This is a genomic window from Salinisphaera orenii subsp. halophila YIM 95161 (genome assembly GCF_003732545.1).
GTDB lineage: Bacteria > Pseudomonadota > Gammaproteobacteria > Nevskiales > Salinisphaeraceae > Salinisphaera > Salinisphaera orenii_A.
In genome coordinates this window covers 36,359-54,786 of the sequence record NZ_AYKF01000070.1, presented here as the reverse complement: position 1 = coordinate 54,786, position 18,428 = coordinate 36,359, and the positions used below count along the sequence as shown (strand labels likewise).

Below are 18,428 nucleotides of genomic sequence, written 5' to 3'. Positions count from 1 at the left end.
TGCTATACGGCGAACGAGTTGCCGCAGCCGCAGGTCGTCGTGGCGTTGGGATTGCGGATCACGAACTGCGCGCCTTCGATCCCGTCGGAGAAGTCGATCTCGGCGCCGGTGAGATAGAGCACGCTCATCGGGTCCACGAGCAGGGTCACGCCCTGTTTCTCGATGCGGGTGTCTCCGTCCTCGATGTTCTCGTCGAAGGTGAAGCCGTACTGGAAACCCGAGCAGCCGCCGCCGGAGACGAACACGCGCAGTTTGAGCGCGTCGTTGTCCTCGTCGTCGAGTAATTCCTTGACCTTGGTCGCGGCGGCATCCGTGAACACCAGCGCGGCCTGGTCGTCGTACGTCGGTTGCGTGGCGGTACTCATAAACGCTTCATCCCGTTGGCAGGATAGTCATAGCATACTTTATCGGTGCGATACCGGCGATTTGCAAGCCCCGGCGACATCGCACTACGGCAGCGGGCCGGGCGCGGCGAGCGCGCGGCTCTCCGGCGCACCGATCATCAGGTTGAAGCACTGCACGGCCTGCCCCGCGGCGCCCTTGACCAGGTTGTCGATCACCGACAGCACCACCGCCGTCTCGCCATCGCCGGGCCGGTGGACGGCGATCCGGCACATATTGCTGGCCCGGACATGCCGCGTCTCCGGCGTCGCGCCCGCGCCGAGCACATCCACGAACGGTTCGTCGGCATAGGCCCGCTCGAACACGGCCTGCAGATCCACCCGATCGGTGAGCTGCGCGTACAGGGTCGCATGGATGCCGCGGATCATGGGCACCAGATGCGGCACGAATGTCAGCCCGACGTCGCCACGGGCCAGATCGCCCAGCACCTGACGGATCTCGGGGAGGTGGCGATGGCCGTCCACGCCGTAGGCCTTGAAGGATTCGTTCATCTCGGCGAACAGAAAGCCCGGCTTGAGACTCTTGCCGGCCCCCGAGACCCCCGTCTTGGCATCCGCCACCAGCGTCGACATGTCCACCAGCCCGGCATCGATCAGGGGTTTGAAGCCCAGCACTACGGCGGTCGGATAGCAGCCCGGACAGGCCACCAGATCGGCGCCGGAGATCGCCTCCCGATTGAGTTCCGGCAGGCCGTAGACGGCACGTTCGATGAGTTCCGGACAGGCATGCGCCACGCCGTACCAGCGCGCCCAGAGCGCGGGGTCGCGCAGCCGGAAATCGGCCGACAGATCGATCACGCGCTTGCCGGCCGCGAGCAGAGCGGGCACATCGTGCATGGCGGCCGCGTGCGGTGTGGCGAAAAAGACCACATCGCAGTCGGCGAACGTCGCCGCCTCGGGAACGCTGAACTCGAGATCAATCAGGCCGCGCAGCTGAGGATAGGCCTCGGCCACCGGCGTGCCCGCGTCTCCGCGCGAGGTCACGGCCACGACTTCCGCCTCCGGATGCCCGGCGAGCAGGCGCAGCAGCTCGGCGCCCGCATAGCCGGTCCCGCCCACGATCGCAATGCGCTGTGTGTCGGCCATGATGTGCAACTGTCCAAGTTCCGCTAAACGGCGCATAATAACGCGCACGCTGGCGGTCTGCGCAGACGCGAGCGCCGCCGTCTCCATTTCGCACCCGGGCAGGATCTGTTGCACCGCCGCCATCGAACGTGCCATGGCTATTAGGCCCTCGCGCGGGCGCACGCTTCGCGAGGCCTGGCAAGGGCGGCTGGACAGCCTGCGCGCGCAGGTCGCGGACATCGAGAACACGCCCGGGCTGAGCCTGCTGTGCCTGCTGGGCGCGGCCACCGGCGGCCTTTGCGGCCTCGTCATCCTGGCGCTTCACACGGCGATCCACACCCTGCAGGGCCCGCTGTTCGAGACCTTCGGCGGCCGCACCTTCGTCGACAGCTCGATCGCCTTTCGCGTCGCGGTGCCGATCCTGGGCGCCGTGCTGCTGGGGATCATCGTCGAACGGCTGTTCAAGTCGGCCGAACATGGCATCGTGCATATCATCGAGCGGCTGGTCTATTACCAGGGCTATCTGCCGCTCAAGGCCGCCGCCGCCGAGTTCACGATGTCGGTGCTGGCCCTGACGACCGGCCAGTCGGTCGGCCGCGAAGGCGTGGCCGCGCACACCGGCGCGGCCACCGGCAGCTGGCTCGGGCGTCGCCTCGACCTGCCTAACAATAGCGTGCGCACGCTGGTGGGTTGCGGCGCGGCCGCAGGCATCGCCGCCTCCTTCAACACGCCGCTGGCGGCCGTGATCTTCGCCATGGAAGTGGTGATGATGGAATACACCATCGCCGGCTTCGCGCCCATCATCCTGGCGGCAGTCACGGGCTCGCTGGTGACGTTCACGCTCACCGACGTCCATCCACGCCTGATGGCGGACTACTCGGGCTTCGCCACGGTGGAGCTGCCCTATCTCGCCTTCGTCGGCGCGATACTCGGCGTCGCCGGCGCCGGCTTCACGCGGCTGTGCGGCGCGCTCGTGCCCTGGATGGGGCGAGTCCGCATCAGCCTGCGGATCGCGCTGGCCGGTGTGGTCACCGCGCTGCTCGCGATCGTGTATCCACAGGTCATGGGTCTGGGCTTCGACACCGTGAACGCCTCGCTGGCCGGCGATTTCACCATCACCATGGCACTCGGTATCGGGCTGGCGAAACTGCTGGCCACGAGCTTCGCCACCGCCGCCGCCATGCCCGGGGGCGTGATCCTGCCCACCTTCGTGATCGGCTCGGCGCTGGGCAGCGCACTCGGCGCGCTCGGAGCGATGCTGCTGCCCGGCCATGCCAACGACGCCGGTCTCTATGCGTTGCTGGGCATTGGCGCGATGATGGGCGCCGTGCTGCAGGCGCCGCTTTCGGCCCTTGTCGTGATACTGGAATTGTCCGGGCAGACCGGTCTGGTACTGCCCGGCATGCTGGTGGTGATCGCCGCGCTCGTGGTCTCGCGCCGCATCGCGGTGTCGGATTCGCTGTTCCGCCTGCTGCTGCGCCGTCGCGGGCTGGACTATCGCAACGATCCGATATCGCAGTATCTGCGCCGCGCCAGCGTGATCTCGGCGATGAACCGGCGTTTTCGCATCGTCGAACGCCGGATCACGCGCGGCGCGCTCGACGAGATCTTGGAGAACAATATCGACTGGCTGCTCATCCGCCGGCGCGACGGCCGTGCCAGCCTGATGCGGCCGGGCGACGTCGCGCGCTTTCTCAGCAACGCCGAGAACGCGGACCTGACCGAAGTGGACCTCATGGAGATCCCCGGCCAGCGCGCTGATGCCTATCCGATCCACGTGCGCGCCAGTCTGCAGGAGGCTTTCGATCAGATCGCGCGCAACGAAGCCGACGCCCTGATCGTCGAGCGCACCGGCGGCAGCAACCGCACGATCACCTACGGTGTACTCACACGCGAGACCATCGACGGCAGCTATCGCCCCTAGCAGGCCCGGCATGAGGCGCCCATCTCGCGCACCCGCGAGGCCCCCAGCCGGCCAACGGGGCGTCCGGCCACTGCCTCCGCCGGCGCATGGGCGGCACCCACGGCGGGCGCACCGGACCGAAGCTGGCGCGACCGTTACAATGCCGCCTCACTGTTCCCGCGCCGAACGCCGGCGCCCGCCTTAGGAGATCGCCATGCTGTTGTGGGTCAAGGCCTTTCACGTCATCGCCATGGTGACGTGGTTCGCCGGTCTGTTCTATCTGCCGCGCCTGTTCGTCTATCACGCCGACACCCACGACGAACTCGGCCACACCCGTTTCTGCACCATGGAGAAACGCCTGAGCGTGCTGATGTCGATCGGCGCCGCCGCAACCATCGGGCTCGGCCTGTGGCTGCTCGCCGCCTACGGCGGCGAATGGATGGCCGCGAACGGCTGGATGCACGCCAAGCTCGCCCTCGTTCTGGGCCTGATCGGCTACCACGGCTGGTGCCAGGTGCAGGTCAAGAAGTTCCGCGAACAGCGCAGCAGCGGCAGTGCCGGCTATTTCCGGCTGATGAACGAGATCCCGAGCGTGTTTCTCGTGCTGATCGTCGTGCTGGCCGTGGTCAAGCCGTTCTGACGATCGTTGCGCACTAAAAAGCCGCGCACATGAAAAAGCCCGCCGGCGCACCACGGCGCCGGCGGGCTGTTAGTACGACGGCAGCGGCGGCCGGAACTATTCGCCGGCGTCCGGCGTCTGGTTGATGTCCGGACCGGTCTGCGACTGCAGGAAATTCGGCTCGCCCATGGTCTTGATCAGGCCGAGCTGGGTCTCGATGAAATCGATGTGCTCTTCCTCGTCGGCCAGGATCTCGGCGAACAGCTCGCGGGTCACGTAGTCGTTGACCTCTTCACAGTAGCCGATCGCCTCCTTGTAGTACGCATGGCCCTCGTACTCCGCGGCCAGATCGCACTCGAGCATCTCCTTGGGATTCTCGCCCACACGCAGCTTGCCCAGATCCTGCAGGTTGGGCAGTCCGCCGAGGAACAGGATGCGCTTGATGAACCGATCGGCGTGCTGCATCTCCTCGATCGATTCCTGGTATTCCTTCTTGCCGAGCTGGAAATAGCCCATGTCGTCGTACATCCGCGCATGCAGGAAGTACTGATTGATCGCGGTAAGCTCCAGCTTGAGCGACTTCTGGAGATATTCGATGACCTTGGCGTCGCCTTTCATGGCTCTGATTCCGTGTCTGTGGAACGGGATTGACGTCCAAGGCTAGCCCAGACGCCGGCGCCAGACAAACACGGCGCCGCATCGAGCCGGCGGAATGCAAACGGGAATCAGAGGCGCCTGAAGCAAGCGCCGGGGCGACGCTCAGCCGACGGCGGTCAGCGGCGACTCTGCGGCTGCCGCCAGCAGCGGCGTGGCACGCTGCTGGCGCTGGCGGCATTCGGTCAGCACGTCGCGAGCGCAGGGCGCACAACGCCCGCAGCAGCCGGCAACGCCCAGCCGCTTGCGCAACTCGCGCATGCTGCACGCACCGGCGCAGTAGGCTTCGCGAATCTGACAGTCGGTAACGGCGTTGCAGACACAAACGTACATGGCATGACCTCCGACGCGCAGTAAAACGCGAATGAGAATGAGTGTCAACCACAATTCGATGACACTCGCCATGCGCTGACGTTGCGCGTGAGCCCGTCTGTCGCGCACGGGATCGCCGCGCGATCCCGCGGGTCAGGGGCGGTCGGGGCCCGCGCTACTGCGTCTTGAGACAGTCGGAGAGCTCGTCCAGCGCGAGCCGATAGACCTGACGCTTGAAGAAGACGACCTCGTCGACCGGATGCCAGTAGTCGACCCAGCGCCAGCCGTCGAACTCCGGCTTTTCGGTGGCGTCGAAGCGCACGCAGGACTCCGGCGCGATCAGTTCGAGCATGAACCACTTCTGTTTCTGGCCGATGCACAGCGGCCGCCGGTTTCGGCGCACGTAGCGCTTGGGCAGACGATAACGCAGCCAGCGCCGCGTGGCGCCGATCATGCGCACGTGCTCTGGGCGCAGGCCGACCTCCTCTTCGAGCTCACGGAACAACGCGTCCCGCGCGTCCTCGCCTTCACGGATTCCGCCCTGGGGGAACTGCCAGGATTGCTGACCGATTCGCTTGGCCCAGAAGACCTCGCCTCTGGGATTGCTTAGGATGATGCCGACGTTGGCTCTGAAACCCTGCGCATCAATCACGATCACGCCCTCGGTATAACTACGGATTCGATTCTTTCACAAATCGGTCGCAAACGAAAAAGGCTGCCTTATCTTGAACCTAACGCTATTCGATCTTGATCATACGCTGCTGGCCGGTGACAGCGATTATCTCTGGGGACGCTTCCTGGTCGACGAGGGCGTGGTCGACGGCGAGACCTATGCCCGCGAGAACGAGCGCTTTCACGCCCAGTACCAGGCGGGAAACCTCGATATCCATGCCTATCAGCGTTTCGTGCTCGCGCCGCTGCGCGAACAACCCCTGCCGCGCATGCACGACCTGCGGGCACGCTATGTCCGCACGCGCATCGCGCCGATCGTGGCCCGCCACGCGCATGCGCTGATCGCGCATCACCGCGACCGCGGTGACGCGCTCGCCATAATCACCGCGACCAACCGGTTTATCACCGAGCCCATCGCGGCACTGCTCGACATCGACACGCTGATCGCGACCGAGCCCGAGGTGGTGGACGGCCTCTACAGCGGCGAGATCGCCGGCACGCCGTCGTTCCAGGACGGCAAGATCGTGCGCGCCCAGGCCTGGACCGCCGCCCAGCCGCAGCCCTTCGAGCACGTCACCTTCTATTCGGATTCACATAACGACCTGCCCCTACTGCGCTGGGCGGACACCGCGATCGCGGTCGACCCGGACGAGCGGCTAGCGGAGGCCGCGCGCGCGGCGGGCTGGCCGATCATCAGTCTGCGCGGCGAGACACGACCGTTCTAGGACCGGCAACGTCCGGCCCGGTATCGCGGTTGGCGCGCAGTTCGCGAAGCGCGCTCGGGTGGGGCGCCGGCAGGCCCCGCGCTTAGACGCACGGCTGAATCAGGGCGATGACCGAACTGCGGCCACCGGCCGGCGGTGACGGCCTGAGCGCGGGCGCGTTATCGAAACGGCGCCAGCCGAGCCGTGACCCGCCGACCGACCGGTTCGCTCGGGCCCGCCGCGCCGACCGCTAGCCCGTCGGCGCGTCGCGGGCCTCGTCCCAGGCGGAAACGAACGGCGCGATCGCCTCGCGCAGGCGGCCGTTGGTGGCGAACACACTGCGCGTGTCGAGATCGATAGCCCCGCCGCCGAGCGCGCTGATGTCGCCCCCGGCCTCGCGCAGGATCACGGTGAGGGCGGCGATATCGAGGATGTTGAGGTCGGATTCCAGGATCGCGTCGATGCGCCCCGAGGCCAGCAGATGATAGTGATAGAAGTCGCCGTAGCCGCGGATGCGGTGCACCCGGCCGACCAGCGCGCCGATGTCCGGCCAGGCCGGCGATGCGCCGAGCGCGGCGATATTGCCCAGCGAGAGACTGGTCTCGGCCAGCGCATCGGTCGTGGACACGCGGATCGGCTCGCCGTTGAGGGTCGCCCCGTGACCGCGGGCCGCGCAGGCCAGCTCGCCGCCGTTGAACATCGGCGCGTTGGACACGCCCACCACGAGCTCGCCGCGGTGGCGCAGCGCGATCTGGGTGGAGAAGAACGGATAGCCGCGCACGAAGCTCTTGGTGCCGTCGACCGGATCGATCAGCCAGACGTACTCGGCGTCCGCGCTTTCGTGTCCCAGCTCCTCGCCGTAGAAGCCGTGCTCCGGATAGGCCCGCGAAAGCACGTCCTTGATCGCGCGCTCGGACTCGATGTCGGCGACGGTCACCGGGCTCGCATCGGCCTTGCGCTCGACGTCGAACGTGCCCTGGTAATAATGACGGATGACCGTCTCGGCGGCCCGGGCGGCCTCGACGGCGGTCTCGAGATAACCCCTGTAATCGCTCAAAGCGTGCATCCTCGATCGACGGTAAACCAGCGAAAGCGCGCCATCCTAGCGCAGCACGCCGAAAATGGTGAGCAATGCGAGTCCCGCGAGGGCGACCAGCAACGCCCGCGACACCAGGCCGAGCGCCTCGAGCAGCGTGTCGTTGAGCTCTTCATCCGTACGCCGCCGCGTGCGCGCATCGGCGCCGCGCCCCAGGCCGAGCGCGCCCCGGCCCACGGCCGCCAGCAGCCGCCAGCTCGCCGCCCCGCTGGCATGGGTGATCGCCCGCGCCGAGGGCCAGGCCGCCAGCGCCTGACCAGTCCGGCCGACCAGCGCGTAGAGCAGCGCAGTCAGGCGTGCGGGTATCCACGCCGCCAGCCCGTGCATGTAGGTGGCGGTGCGCCGCAGCGCCCGCGAACCGGTGCCGCGGGCGGCCAGCACGGGCAGCTCCCGCACGCTGCGATAGAACACCGCCCCGGCGGGGCCGGCCACGAAGAACCACAGCAGCACCGCCAGCACGCGCTCGTGGCCCTGCACCAGCACCGCGCCAACGATGGTCTGCCCGTCGCGGTCCGCCGGCGGGCGGCCGCTATGCGACCGGCACAGGGCTGCGGCGCAGGCCGCGGCGCGGTCGTGATCGGCCTCGCTGCGGGCATGCGCCAGAGCGTAGACGTCCTCCCACAAATCGCGCGGGCCGAAGGTCAGCACCAGCACGACCACGCCGAAGATCAGATCCACCCCGAGCCAGAGATAGTGGTCGATCGCCCACTGCAACAGCGCGACCGCGAGCACCGGCGGCGCGATCACCAGCACACCGCTCGGATGCGACAGCCAGCGCGCGCCGGCGCGGCTGCGCTCGATCAGCGCCACGTAGCGTGCGAAGCCGTCGACATCGCGCCAGCGCCTGAGCTGGCCCAGCGCCCGTTCGACGAACAACGCCACGACGATGACGATCAGATGCATGACGACTCCAGCAGGCGACGGAAGAGCGCCCAGTCGAAGGCCGGGCCCGGGTCGGTCTTGCGGCCCGGCGCGATGTCGCTGTGGCCGACGATACGCGCCGACGTGAGCTCCGGATAGGCCCGCAGCAGCGAGCCGGCGACGGCGCCGAGCGCGCGGTACTGCGCCGGGCTGTAGGGACAGTCGTCGGTACCTTCCAGCTCCACCCCGACGCCGAAGTCGTTGACCGCATCCCGGCCGTCGAAGCGCGATCGCCCGGCGTGCCAGGCACGCGCGTCGAAGGCCACGTACTGCGTGATGCGGCCGGTACGCTCGATCAGCGCATGCGCGGAGACCCGCAGATCGGCGATACGCCGGTAGAACGGATGCGCCGCCGGGACGAGGCGATTGCTGAACAGCGCATCGACCTGACCGTGACCGAAGCATCCGGGCGGCAGCGTGATCCCGTGCACCACCAGCGTGTCCACCGCCGTGCCGGCCGGCCGGGCGTCCCAGTTCGGCGAAGGCAGACGGCGCACGCCCGTCAGCCAGCCGGCTTCGATGTGCAGCGGCGCGACCACGACGTCAGAAATAGGCCTGAAGACCGAGCACGCCGCGCAGACCGGCATCGACCGCCGTACCCTCCCAGCCCAGCTCGGCGCGCAGGGCCAGATCGCCGACCAACGGCATCTGCTGAATCCCGCGTGCCCACCGATAATGGCCGTCGTCGCCGGCGACGTATTCGAGCGCGCCGACCTCCAGCTTAAGCTGATAACCCGGCGCCTGGCGGGCGAGCACGCCGGCACTGCCGCCGGCGCCGAGCGCATAGCCGGGCGACAGCGCGCTGTTGGCATCGACGGAGGCCAGGCCGAACACATAGCCCAGCAGGTCGTCGCCGCCCCAGGCCAGGCCGGGCCCGCCCTGCAGGTAGTAGCCGAGATTGTTGGGCACATCATCGAAGACCACCGACGACGGCCGCCGCCGCAGGCCGGTGTCGATCTGGAAGGAGACCGGCTTGAACAGATCGTCGCGCGGCGACAGCGAGATGATGTTGAGGATCTGCAGATCGTCGATGCGCAGCTCGCTGTCGGCCGGGTCCGCGCGCAGCCCGAGATCGAGGAAGTTGATCTCGGCCCCGGCGGTGTAGCCGCCGGGGTCGTCCAGCAGATCGTGGTAGGCGGGCCGGATGCGTAGCCCGAACGACAGATCCTCGCCCTCGTAGACCGCAGCGGCGGCCATCCGCAGCGACTCGTGGCCGCGGTCCGGCGGCGTCCGCGGCGCCGGCACGGGCGTGAACGGCGACGGCTGTCGAATCTGGCTGCGCGCCAGCAGAATGGCCTCCGCATGATCGCTGTCGGCCTCGGCGGCCTCGGCGTCGCTCTGCAGCCGGTAGTAGAGATAGTCGTGGGCGACCTCCAGCACCCCGGCACGCACCTCGGGCGCGAGCTCGGACAGCGGTTCGCCCTCGAGGGGCACGCGGGCGGCGGCCACGTCGAGCGCCAGCTCGCGATCGGGCGGATTGAGCTGGCCCGCCTCCCAGCGGATCGTGGTTTCCAGCGACGGCCGGTAGTCGGGTGCGGCCATCAGTTCCGGCACATCGGCCAGCGCGCGGATGGTATCCGCCGGGATCGCATACCAGTCGAACTCCTCGGTCAGATCCAGCGACGGCCGCGCGACCTCCAGCAGACTCAGCAGCTGGTAGGAGCAGTTCTTGGTGAGAAAGTAGTAGTCGAAGCGCACGCCGTCCATCTCCCAGAGATGGTCGACCAGCCGGTCACGCTCGTCGTCGCCGAGCTGTAGCGGGTACGACCACACGTCGCGGTGCTCGATCCAGGCGTACTGCTTGACCTTCTCGTAGTAGGGGAACAGGCCGAACACGCCCGGATAACCGCCGGTGAGCCCGTTCCAGGCGAAACCCAGCCCCTGCGCATCGTCGCCCGCGGCCGCGGCGAAATTCACCGCATAGGCCAGCAGTTCGGTGCGACGCGCGGCGCGCGACGAATCGATGCGCAGCAGCGTGTGTCCGAACATCGACGACGGGCTGTTGGGAAAGGCGGTCGGAAAGATCAGGCTGATGCGCTTCGGGCTGAGCGCGGCCCGCCATTGCCGGTATTCGTAGCAGTCCGCGCCGCCGAGCGTCTGCGGCGCCAGTCCCAGCCGGCGTTCGAGAAACTTGCGCCGGGCGACGAACACACAGGCCGCCGGCTTGTCCCGGCCTTCGATGCGGCGATTCGCCACCAACGCGGCAAGCGTGGCATCGAGCTCGGCCGCCGGATCGCGGCGCCCGTCGGCCGCCAGAAAGAAGCTCTCGCTGGCCACCGTGCTGTGCACGCCCGCGCCCAGCCAGTTCTTTTCGTAGTGTCCGAGCGCGCGCCACTGCGGGCTGGCGGCCAGATCCCGCTCGGCGGCGCGCGCCTGCAGCGTCGCCACGTCCAACGCGGACGCTTCGGCAGCGTCCGCCGTCGAACCACACGCCAGCCCGCACAGCAGAGCCGTGCCGAGCACCGATACAGCCGCCACACCTGCCCGTCTCACCATCAAACGACCTAATCGAAGAAATGCCGGAACGACACGCTGCAACCGGTGACGGCATCGCGCTGCCAGGTCTCGTGGCTGCATTCACCGCGCAGCGCATTCTCGGACGATAGCGGCAGATTGGCGGTGATCCCGGTCCGCAGGCGCGAGAAATGCGCGGTGTATTCCAGCCATCGCGCGTGTAGACCCCATTGTACGGATTCCGCCTGAAAGGCGACGCCGGCCTCGGCGCCAGCGCCGAGTGCCGCGCCCGGCTCCTCGCCGCTCACGCTCTCCAGGCGCGCGACCGCGAACACGTACGGAAACAGATCGCCGACCCGCCAGCTCGCCCCCGGCCCGCCCTGGACAAAGCCCCCGAGCGCGCGCCGTTCATGCGCCACCGGCGCTTGTTCCAGGCCCGCGTGCACGAACCAGGAGATCGGCTTGACGAAATCGCTGCGCGGCGCCAGCGACCGGATATTGACCAGATCGAGACGCTCGAGCGCGAGGCCGTCGGCCTCGTCGATACGCAGCTGTACGTCCAGCCCTTCGATCGCCGCCCCCGGCAGAAAGCCGGTCATCGGGTCGAACAGATCATGGTAGGTCAGCCGATAGCCGAACGACAGAAAATCACGGCCGTCCTGACGGCCGACGCCGATATTCGCCATCTGGGTGCCGTGCCCGCTTTCCGGCGGGGCCGACGGCGCCGCCGGCGCATCGGGCGGCGCGGGATTGCGCTGCACCACGCGCAGCAGCGCCAGACTCTTGCGGGCGACATCGGGATCGCGCGCGCCTTCCCGGTTGCGCAGCCGCAGCGCCTGGTAGGCCACCTGCGCGATAAGATGCCGCCGCGGCGGCGGATAGGCCTTGAATCGCGGCGCCGCGGCCAGCGACGTGTCCTCGCGCAGGGCTGCCGCCAGCGCGCGTTCGTCACTGTCCAGACGCGCGGCGAGCGCTTCCAGCTCGCGGGCCTTCGACGGTCGGTAACGGCGCTGCGCCACCAGATCCGCGCCGTACAGCGCGCGCACGGTATTCACCGGCAGCTCGGCAAAGCGCAGTTCCGTCATCAGCGGCGCCGTCGGGCGGCCCACCTTGATCAGTTCGAGCAGACGGAACGAACAGTTCTCGTCGAAGAAGTAGTAATCGAAATTGATCCCGCGCAGCTCCCAGAGATGGCGCACGACCCAGTCGATCTCATCAGCATCGAGATTGAGCGTGTACTCCCACATGTCGCGGTTTTCGACGAAGGCGTAGTCGCGGATCTTCTCGACATACGAGGTCACCGAGAACTGGCCCGGATAGCCGCCGGCCAGGCCCTGCCAGATATAGAACAGCGAGTTGTCCGCCCCGCCGGCCTGGGCGCCGAAGTTGATCGCCCGCGACAGCCAGACGGCGTCCGGCTCGGCGCTGGCGTCCAGGCGCAGCAGCGTATGGCCGAACATCGACGACGGGCTGTTCAGATAGGCGGCGGGAAAGACCAGCACCAGCCGGCCGATGGGCATCTGCGCGCGCCAGGCGTGATAATCCTCGCAGTGCGCCAGCGGCTCGGGCTCTTGCCAGCCGAGTTTTTCGGCCAGAAAACGATAGCGCGCCGGAAAGCGACAGCGCGCCGGGCTGCCTGCCGGCGCGAGCGCCTGCCATGTGGCCCACAGTTCGGCCGCCGGGTCGGCCTTGCCGTCGGCGGCGAGAAAAAAATCGTCGTCGTCGACATAGCTGGTGCCGACGCCGCGCAGGGTGGCGCCCGGGTTGACGTGCATCAGCGCCTGCCAGCGCGGGGTCGCCGCCAGGGCCGCGAAATCCGGCGCCGGCGCGGCCTGAGCGACCGCAGCGCAGACGAGTGCGCACAGCCCGAGTGCGACACGCACCGCACGCCGCATCGACGGGCGCAGGACAAAAAAATGCCCCGCCTCCACCGAGACGGGGCGAGCCGGCAGACGTTCGATCAGGACACGTAGTGCGACAGGCGGTCGTCGCGTTTCATGACCGTGGTGATGTTGTCCATCACTTCGCCAGAGGAGATATCGTCACGCGGAAAGATCTGCGTGAAATTCTCGTGCATGAGGCTATTGAAGTGGTCGCGATCGGCCGGTTCGATCTGCATCGCCACCGTCAGCGCGGTGAGCGCCTCGCCGTGGCCCACGGCCATGTCCTGGGCGACCTCTTCGAGCACGCCGTTCATCGCCAGCAGGCTGTCGCCGCTATAGGTCAGGGTACCGCTGACGTCGCAGCCGTTGGTGCCACTGGTCATGCCGAAGGTGGCATTACCGGAGGTGCCGTTGACGATGGTGGCCAGCAGATGGGCCGGCAGTCCGCTCGAGCCTTCGAACAGCAGATTGCCCCAGCCGCAGCCCGGTCCACCCGGCGCCACGGCGCTCGCGCTCATGCTCGATCCGAGCAGGACCGCACCGATGATGATCTTTTTCATTGTTTTCCCCTGAATAAAGACAGGTTGTTATGCATTTTTTCGCCTCGCCGTCGCGCGGCGGGCTCAATTTACTATAGCGCGCCTGTCGCGCCTGTAAAGCGGTTGCGCGAACCGCCGGGCACGGCTGCATTTCGCGGCCGGCGCGGCGACGTCACCGGCCGGCGTTCACGGCGGCCGATTCATGAAAACTAAGCCCGCGGCCCGGCGTCGGTCGAGCGCGCCAGCCGTCCTAACCACAGCCCCAGACCGAGCATCAGCAGGAGTCCGGGCCAGGCGGCCGGCAAGCCACCGACGTCGAGCGCGAGCACGTCGCTGCTACCGGAAAACGCCACCGGCAACGCGATGAATATACCCATCAGCGCCTCGCCGGTGATGATGCCCGCCGCCGCCAGCAGGCCGCGGCCCTCGCGCGCGGCGCCGCTGCCGCCGAGCCAGGCGACGAAACCGCCGAAGGCGATCGCCATCGACAGCGACAACGGCGGGTAGAGACCGAGCGCGACCGCCAGCACCGGCAGGCGGAAGCCGCTGCCGCGGCGACCGAGCAGGCTGTCGAGCGCGATCGTGGCCAGCCCGATCACGCCGCCACCGATCACCCACGCCCACGGCAGATCGCCGCCGAACACGCCGCGCACGACCGCCACCATGAGGCTGGCCTGCGGCGCCGGCAGCGCGTTGGGGTGGGCCGCGTCCGAGACCCCGATGCCATAGGCATGCAGCAGCAGCGACAACACCGGCGAGAGCACACAGACCGCGGCGATTACGCCCAGCATCTGCGCCAGCTGCTGGGCCGCCGGCGAGGCGCCGAGGATGGCGCCGGCCTTGAGGTCCTGCATGTTGTCGCCACCGATCGCAGCCGCACAGCAGACCACCGCGCCGACGATGATCGCGCTCGCCGGCCCGGCCTGCTCGGCCCCGAAGAACAGATACAGCCCGAGCGCGGTGATCAGGATGGTGGCGATCGTCACCCCCGACACGGGATTGTTGCTCGACCCCACGAGACCCGCCATGTAAGCCGCCACGGCCGAAAACAGAAAGGCCGTAGCGAGCATCAACAGCGCGACCGACGCACCGGCCACGATCGAATCCAGCAGCACCGCGTAGAGCGCGATCATGGGCAGTGCCAGAAGCACCAGCAGCGTGATCAGCAGCGACCGTGGCAGATCGCGCTGATTGGGCAATACTGTTTCGCCGGTCTGTTTGAGCGCGCCGAACAGCTGGCCGCGCAGCGTCCATAGCGCCACCAGCCCGCCGACCAGCATCGCGCCGACCCCGAGATAACGAATCTGCTCGCTCCAGACCTGTTCGGCGCCGGCCACGCCGGCGGCGATATCACCGCCGCCGAACGCCATCACCAGCGGTATCGCGATCCACCAGGCGAACACCCCGCCCAGCAGCACCGGCAGGGCGACATTGATGCCGACGATATAGCCCACCGCCAGCAACGCCGGCGACAGATAGCTGCCGACATAGAAACTGCTCTGCTGCCCGAACGACAACGCGGTCTCGGCCACGCCCTCCCAGATCTTCAGACCGCTGTCGGCCAGCTTGGCCACCGCGCCGATACCGGCGCCGGCCAGCAGCGTGCCGATACCGGCCGCCGCCGTACCTCCGTAGCCGGCCTTGAGCACCGCCGCGGTCGCCTGACCCTCGGGAAATGCCAGCCGGTTGTCGTCGACCAGGGCACGCCGCAGCGGCACGGTCATGATCACGCCGAGCAGCCCGCCGACCCCGGCGATCAGCACGGTCTGGAAGTAGGCAAAATCGGACCAGTAGTCGAGCATCACCAGCGCCGGCAGGGTGAAGATCACGCCCGCGGCGATCGCCTCACCCGCGCTGGCCGCGGTCTGGACGATGTTGTTCTCGAGCACGTTGGCATCGGCGAACAGGCGCAGGATGCCCAGCGACAGCACCGCCGCCGGAATCGAGGCGGAAACCGTCAGCCCGGCGAAGAGTCCAAGATAGGCGTTGGCCGCCGACAGGACCACGGCCAGCACCGTCCCCAGTAGCGCCGCACGAAACGAAAGTTGACGCACCGGTGTCGAAGCTTCTGTGCTCACGACGTGGCCACCGCGCTGCGGCGGATGATCGCTTCCGACCACCCTGATAAGCTCGTTCTGATGCGCAACGTCCCCATCGCATTGACCAAGGATCGATACTTCATGCGCTCGACACTCCTTCTATGCCTGTCGCTGCTGATCGCCGGCGCACCGGCCGCGAGTCTGGCCGATCCGCAGTCCGGCAACGCGAAAACGGCCTCCCCCGACGCCGCCGAACACCAAAACGAACCTAGCGCGGCCGCTGACGACACGTCGTCCGATCGCGACGAGGACTCGGTGTCGGCCGGCGACGACGCGAGAAAGGCGGACGAGCGCAACTCGAGCGGAGCGGCGCCGCATGTCGACATCCCCGACATCGACATCCCGTACAAGAAGTACGTGCTCGACAACGGCCTGACGCTGATCGTGCACACCGACCACAAGACGCCGATCGTCGCCGTCAACATCTGGTATCACGTCGGCTCCAAGAACGAGGGCCCGAACCAGCAGGGCTTCGCGCATCTGTTCGAGCATCTGATGTTCCAGGGCAGCGAACACTGGGACGGCGAGTACTTCGAACCGTTCGAGCGCGCGGGCGCGACCGACATGAACGGGACCACCAACGTGGACCGCACCAACTATTTCGCGAGCGTGCCCACCAACGCCCTGGATATGGCCCTGTGGATGGAGTCCGACCGCATGGGGCACTTCCTCGGCGCCATCGACCAAGATCTGCTGGACGAACAGCGCGGCGTGGTCCTCAACGAGAAGCGTCAGGGCGAGAACCAGCCCTACGGTGAGGTCTTCAACACGCTGCCGGCCAACACCTATCCGGCCGGGCACCCCTATTCCTGGCCGACCATCGGCTCCGAATCCGATCTGAACGCGGCCTCGCTGGACGACGTCAAATCGTGGTTCAAACAGTACTACGGCCCCTCCAACGCGGTGCTGGTGCTGGCCGGCGACATCGAGCCGGAGGCCGCCCGCGACAAGGTCGAACGGTACTTCGGCAGCATCGAACCCGGGCCGCCGATCACCCAGCAGAAGCGCTGGATCGCCCGGATGAACGGCGAGCACCGGCAGATGATGTTCGATCGCGTGCCGCAGGCGCGCGTCTACAAGGTCTGGAACGTGCCGCCGACGGGCTCGCCCGATGTGACCCGGCTGCAGATCGCCGCCGACCTGCTCGCCGGCTCGAAGACGAGCCCCCTCTACAAGACCCTCGTCTACGACCGGCAGATCGCCACCGATGTCTCTGCCTTCGTCTGGGACAAGGAGATCGGCTCGCAATTCATCGTCAGCGCCACGGCCCGTCCGGGTCAGGACCTGGCCGCGGTCGAGGCCGCCCTCGACGAGCAGCTGCAGCGCTTTCTGGACAAAGGCCCGGCGCCGGAGGCACTGGAACGCGTCCGCACCCGCTTCGGCGCCTCGTTCGTGCGCGGCACCGAAAGCGTGGGCGGCCTGGGCGGCAAGGCCGACATACTCGCCCAGGGCGAGATCTACGAAAACGACCCGGGCGCCTACAAGGACGAACTCGAGACGCTGCGCGAGGCAACGCCCGAGACGATCCGCAAGACGGCCTCCCAATGGCTGTCGGACGGGGTCTACGTGCTCTCGGTCAAGCCCTTCGGCGAGCGTCGCGCCAGCGGCGAGGACGTCGACCGCGATCAGCTGCCGGATATCGGCGACGGCGCCGCCCTCGACTTGCCGGATGTGCAGCACACCGCACTGTCCAACGGCCTGAAGGTCCGCTTCGCCGAGCGCCATGACACGCCCGTCGTACAGATGCGCATGATCTTCGACGCCGGCTATGCTGCCGACCCGCCGGAGGCCCCCGGCACTGCCAGCCTTGCCATGAACATGCTCGACGAGGGCACGACGCAGCGCGACGCGCTCGAGATCAGTGCCGACGTCGACGCCCTCGGCGCCGGCCTGGGCACGAGCGCATCGCTGGACTCGGCCAGCGTCACACTGTCCACGCTGGCCACGACCCTCGAGCCGGCCACGAGTATATTCGCGGACGTGATCCGCAACGCGAATTTTCCGGAAAAGGAGTTCCAGCGCCTCAAGAAACAGCGGCTGGCCGCCATCGCCCAGGAAAAGCGCGACCCGACCAGCCTGGCCCTGCGCACGCTCGGACCGTTGCTCTACGGCGAGGACCATGCCTACGGCACACCACTGACCGGCAGCGGTACCACCGCCGCCATCCGCGAGATGACGGTCGAGGACGTGCGCGACTACGCCCACACCTGGCTGCGCCCCGACAACGCCACGCTGGTGGTCGTCGGCGACACGACGCTCTCCGAGCTCAAACCGGTGCTGGAAAAACAGTTCGGCGACTGGCAGCCGCCGCAGAGCGAGAAGACGCCGCCAAACAAGCCGCTGCCCGAGATCAGCGCGCCCGAGAAACCGCGGATCTATCTGCTCGATCGCCCGGGCAGCAATCAGGCCACCGTGATCGCCGGCAATGTCGCACCGCCGAAGTCCAGCGACGACGACATCGCCATGGAAACCGCGAATGCCGTGCTCGGCGGCATGTTCAACTCGCGCCTCAACCTGAATCTGCGCGAGGACAAGCACTGGTCCTACGGCGCGCGCAGCATGCTCATGGACGCGCGCGCCCAGCAACCGTTCGTGGCCTACGCCTCGGTGCAGACCGACAAGACCGCGCCGTCCATGCGCGAGATGCGCAAGGAACTCAACGCCATCCGTGGCGATGAGCCGGCGACCGAAAGTGAACTGTCCGCAGCCGAGGCCAATCTCACGCGCAGCCTGCCCGGAGACAACGAGACCACGTCGGAGCTGGCCTCGACGCTGGCCCAGTCGGTGATCTTCGATCTGCCGGACGACTACTACGAGCACTACGTCGAGCGCATCCGCGGGCTCGACGGCGAAGCGCTCACCACGGCCGCGCGCACGATGATCAACGCCAACGGCCTGACCTGGGTCGTCGTCGGCGACCTCGACAGCATCGAGAAACCCGTGCGCGAACTCGGCTGGGGTGACGTGGAAGTGATCGATCCGGCTACGCTCGATCCCGCCACCGACGCCTCGCAGGAGGACGGAGACGACTCGCGAGACACGGGCCGTTGATCGGACTGGCCCGCCGCCGCGCTGGCGCCCGCGCCGAGCACCGATACGACGGCCG

General features: G+C 67.8%; 16 protein-coding genes. 4 read left to right on the top strand and 12 right to left on the bottom strand.

Annotated features, from left to right (window positions below):
• Positions 1–2: 2 nt before the first annotated feature.
• Together erpA and argC are read right to left on the bottom strand one after the other, a co-directional pair.
• Positions 3–365: an iron-sulfur cluster insertion protein ErpA gene (erpA, locus tag SAHL_RS06705; RefSeq protein WP_123590632.1), complete on the bottom strand. Its 363-nt coding sequence runs from the start codon at positions 363–365 to the stop codon at positions 3–5.
• A gap of 84 nt (positions 366–449) precedes the next feature.
• The gene (gene argC, locus SAHL_RS06700) at positions 450–1,487 is read right to left on the bottom strand and encodes an N-acetyl-gamma-glutamyl-phosphate reductase (protein WP_123590638.1); all 1,038 of its coding nucleotides are present in this window, start codon (positions 1,485–1,487) and stop codon (positions 450–452) included.
• A 133-nt stretch (positions 1,488–1,620) separates the two neighbouring features.
• On the opposite strand from argC, the gene SAHL_RS06695 reads away from it, so the two are divergent.
• The gene (locus tag SAHL_RS06695) at positions 1,621–3,390 is read left to right on the top strand and encodes a chloride channel protein (protein ID WP_184947452.1); all 1,770 of its coding nucleotides are present in this window, start codon (positions 1,621–1,623) and stop codon (positions 3,388–3,390) included.
• Positions 3,391–3,583: 193 nt separating this feature from the next.
• Positions 3,584–4,009 (top strand): CopD family protein, encoded by a 426-nt coding sequence (locus SAHL_RS06690; RefSeq protein ID WP_184947450.1) that lies wholly within the window; start codon positions 3,584–3,586, stop codon positions 4,007–4,009.
• Between the two features lie 96 nt (positions 4,010–4,105).
• Here the strand turns inward: SAHL_RS06690 and bfr are convergent, their stop codons facing one another.
• The 3 genes from bfr to SAHL_RS06675 all read right to left on the bottom strand — a co-directional run bounded on the left by bfr (position 4,106) and on the right by SAHL_RS06675 (position 5,606).
• Positions 4,106–4,606 carry a bacterioferritin gene (gene bfr, locus SAHL_RS06685; protein ID WP_123590630.1) on the bottom strand — a complete coding sequence of 167 codons (501 nt, stop codon included), beginning with the start codon at positions 4,604–4,606 and terminating at the stop codon, positions 4,106–4,108.
• 141 nt (positions 4,607–4,747) lie between these two features.
• The gene (locus tag SAHL_RS06680) at positions 4,748–5,047 is read right to left on the bottom strand and encodes a bacterioferritin-associated ferredoxin (RefSeq protein ID WP_221177868.1); all 300 of its coding nucleotides are present in this window, start codon (positions 5,045–5,047) and stop codon (positions 4,748–4,750) included.
• 82 nt (positions 5,048–5,129) lie between these two features.
• The gene (locus SAHL_RS06675) at positions 5,130–5,606 is read right to left on the bottom strand and encodes an RNA pyrophosphohydrolase (protein ID WP_123590636.1); all 477 of its coding nucleotides are present in this window, start codon (positions 5,604–5,606) and stop codon (positions 5,130–5,132) included.
• Between the two features lie 73 nt (positions 5,607–5,679).
• On the opposite strand from SAHL_RS06675, the gene SAHL_RS06670 reads away from it, so the two are divergent.
• A complete protein-coding gene (locus SAHL_RS06670) occupies positions 5,680–6,351 on the top strand; it encodes a histidinol-phosphatase (protein WP_123590628.1) in 672 nt (223 codons plus the stop codon).
• Between the two features lie 229 nt (positions 6,352–6,580).
• On the opposite strand, the gene SAHL_RS06665 is transcribed toward SAHL_RS06670, so the two are convergent.
• From SAHL_RS06665 to SAHL_RS06635, 7 genes are all read right to left on the bottom strand, one after another.
• Positions 6,581–7,387: an inositol monophosphatase family protein gene (locus SAHL_RS06665; RefSeq protein WP_123590627.1), complete on the bottom strand. Its 807-nt coding sequence runs from the start codon at positions 7,385–7,387 to the stop codon at positions 6,581–6,583.
• A gap of 45 nt (positions 7,388–7,432) precedes the next feature.
• Entirely contained in the window at positions 7,433–8,329 is an 897-nt protein-coding gene (ampE, locus tag SAHL_RS06660; RefSeq protein ID WP_123590626.1) for a regulatory signaling modulator protein AmpE, read from the bottom strand.
• On the bottom strand, positions 8,320–8,886 hold the full coding sequence (ampD, locus tag SAHL_RS06655; protein ID WP_245968423.1) for a 1,6-anhydro-N-acetylmuramyl-L-alanine amidase AmpD: 567 nt from the start codon (positions 8,884–8,886) through the stop codon (positions 8,320–8,322). The genes ampE and ampD overlap by 10 nt, the downstream gene beginning before the upstream one ends.
• 4 nt (positions 8,887–8,890) lie before the next feature.
• Positions 8,891–10,735 (bottom strand): Lnb N-terminal periplasmic domain-containing protein, encoded by a 1,845-nt coding sequence (locus SAHL_RS06650; RefSeq protein WP_184947446.1) that lies wholly within the window; start codon positions 10,733–10,735, stop codon positions 8,891–8,893.
• 116 nt (positions 10,736–10,851) lie between these two features.
• Positions 10,852–12,696, bottom strand: coding sequence for an Lnb N-terminal periplasmic domain-containing protein (locus SAHL_RS06645; RefSeq protein ID WP_148045508.1), 1,845 nt, complete (start codon positions 12,694–12,696; stop codon positions 10,852–10,854).
• A gap of 65 nt (positions 12,697–12,761) precedes the next feature.
• Positions 12,762–13,244: a DUF3015 domain-containing protein gene (locus tag SAHL_RS06640; RefSeq protein WP_123590622.1), complete on the bottom strand. Its 483-nt coding sequence runs from the start codon at positions 13,242–13,244 to the stop codon at positions 12,762–12,764.
• Between the two features lie 188 nt (positions 13,245–13,432).
• A complete protein-coding gene (locus SAHL_RS06635; RefSeq protein ID WP_123590621.1) occupies positions 13,433–15,301 on the bottom strand; it encodes an OPT family oligopeptide transporter in 1,869 nt (622 codons plus the stop codon).
• Positions 15,302–15,361: 60 nt separating this feature from the next.
• Between SAHL_RS06635 and SAHL_RS06630 the strand changes: the two genes are divergently transcribed.
• On the top strand, positions 15,362–18,373 hold the full coding sequence (locus tag SAHL_RS06630; RefSeq protein WP_245968421.1) for a M16 family metallopeptidase: 3,012 nt from the start codon (positions 15,362–15,364) through the stop codon (positions 18,371–18,373).
• The last annotated feature ends 55 nt before the right edge of the window (positions 18,374–18,428 follow it).